General features: G+C 67.8%; 2 protein-coding genes. Both read right to left on the minus strand.

The features are described 5' to 3' along the window. Positions 1-739, minus strand: a 739-nt coding sequence (locus HUK84_RS16095) for an FAD-dependent oxidoreductase (protein WP_176641189.1), incomplete at its 3' end; no start/stop codon positions are given. A gap of 89 nt (positions 740-828) precedes the next feature. Next, positions 829-1,707 (minus strand): ferredoxin--NADP reductase, encoded by an 879-nt coding sequence (locus HUK84_RS16100; RefSeq protein ID WP_176641190.1) that lies wholly within the window; start codon positions 1,705-1,707, stop codon positions 829-831. Positions 1,708-2,042: the final 335 nt, after the last annotated feature.

Raw genomic sequence — 2,042 nt, forward strand, 5'->3', positions numbered from 1 at the left:
GGTTCGGATGCTGGCGGATGCCGCGCGCCGCGATGGCGTCGCGCATCGCCGCGCGCATGTCCTGGTCGAACCCGCGCAGCGGCAGGTCCTGGCGGTAGACCAGATCGACCGACGAGCCCAGCCCCTGGAAGATACCGGCGAATTCGATGCCGATATAGCCGCCGCCGACCATGCAGACGCGCTGCGGCCGCGACGGAAGGTGGAATGCCTGGTCCGAGGAAATCGCATGGCCGATCCCCTCGATCTCCGGCAAATCGGGGCTGGAGCCGGTGGCGATCACGATCCGCTCGGCCGTCACCCGCCGCTCGGACGCGCCGAGGTCCGGAGCATGGGGGGCCAGAGCGTGGGGGTCCGGGGCGCCGGGACCGATGACGATGGTATGCGCATCCTCGAACCGGGCGGTGCCGGTGAACAGCGTCACGCCCGACTTTTCCAGCAGCGAGACATAGATGCCGTTCAGCCGCGCGATCTCACGGTCCTTGGCCGCGATCAGCGCGGCCCAGTCGTGGGTGCCCGGCGCGACGTCCCAGCCGAAGCCCAGGCTGTCGGCCGCCAGGTCGGCATATTCGCTGGCCTGGACCATCAGCTTCTTGGGCACGCAGCCCAGATTGACGCAGGTTCCGCCCCAGTGCCGGTTCTCGGCCACCGCTACGCGGGCGCCATGGCTGGCGGCGATGCGCGCGCAGCGCACGCCGCCCGAGCCCCCGCCGATGACGAACAGGTCGAAATCATACGTCATGCAGATATCCCGATCACACGCTCGATCACCCGATCCCCTGGCACGCCCCTGGCACGCCCCCCTGGCACGCGACGTCGCGAACCCGGCCTTCAGCGCTCGGCGAAGGCCTTCTCGACGACATAGGCGCCGGGGTTGGAATTATTGCCCTCGTCGAAGCCCCTGGCCACCAGCATGGCCTCGGTGTCGGCCAGCATCTCCGGCGACCCGCAGATCATCACGCGGTCATGCTCCGGGTCCAGCGGCGGGATCTCCAGGTCGGCGAAGATCTTGCCGCTTTCGATCAGCTTGGTGATCCGGTCGGTGACGGCGAACGGCTCGCGCGTCACGGCGGGGTAGTACAACAGCTTGCCCGCCACGTCCTCGCCCAGGAATTCGTGCTGCGGCAGCTCGTGGCGGATATGGTTGGCATAGGCCAGCTCGCCCGAGACGCGCACGGTATGGCTCAGGATCACCCGGTCGAACCGCTCATAGACCGTCGGGTCCTTGATCAGGCTCATGAACGGGGCCAGGCCGGTGCCGGTGGCCAGGAAATACAGGTTCCGCCCCGGGCGCAGATTGTCCAGCAGCAGGGTTCCGGTGGGCTTGCGGCCGATCAGCACCCTGTCGCCCGGCTTGACGTGCCGCAGGCGCGAGGTCAGCGGTCCGTCGGGCACCGCGATCGACAGGAACTCCATCTGGTCTTCGTAATTGGCGCTGGCGATGGAATAGGCGCGCAGCAGCGGCTTGCCCTCGACCTCGATCCCGATCATCGCGAACTGCCCGTTCTCGAAGCGCAGCGCGGCGTCTCGGGTGGTGGTGAAGCTGAACAGCCGGTCCGTCCAGTGATGGACGCTCAGCACCGTTTCGGCATTCAGATGGCCATAGGTCTTGGTCGGCTCGGCCAGATGATACACGCCCGCCTCGCCCGCGACGGGCTCCAGACCGGTGGGAACGGTCCCGGTGGCTTGCGTCATCAACATATCGGACATGGTGTCAAACTCTCCCGTTCAGGGCTGGGATTCGCATCGATCACGACCCGCGGCGGACGCCCCGTTCGTGCAAGAGGGTGAGATGTTTAAGCGCGCCGCGCCCCCGACACCAGCACAAATCCGTTATCCGACGATCGCGCGGCGGACAAGCGGGCCGCCCACAGGCATGTTGTTCCCGCGCGCGGGATGGCGCACAAACCGGACATGACATCCGAATCCCCCGCCCGCCGCGCCGTCGAGGCCGCACTCGCCGAAACCGGCCTGGCCGTCGAAACCCGCGAACTGCCGAAGCTGGAACGCACCGTCGCCCGCGCCCTGACCCCGGGCGAAGACCG

The sequence above is a fragment of the Nguyenibacter vanlangensis genome, from assembly GCF_013376155.1.
Classification (GTDB): domain Bacteria; phylum Pseudomonadota; class Alphaproteobacteria; order Acetobacterales; family Acetobacteraceae; genus Gluconacetobacter; species Gluconacetobacter vanlangensis.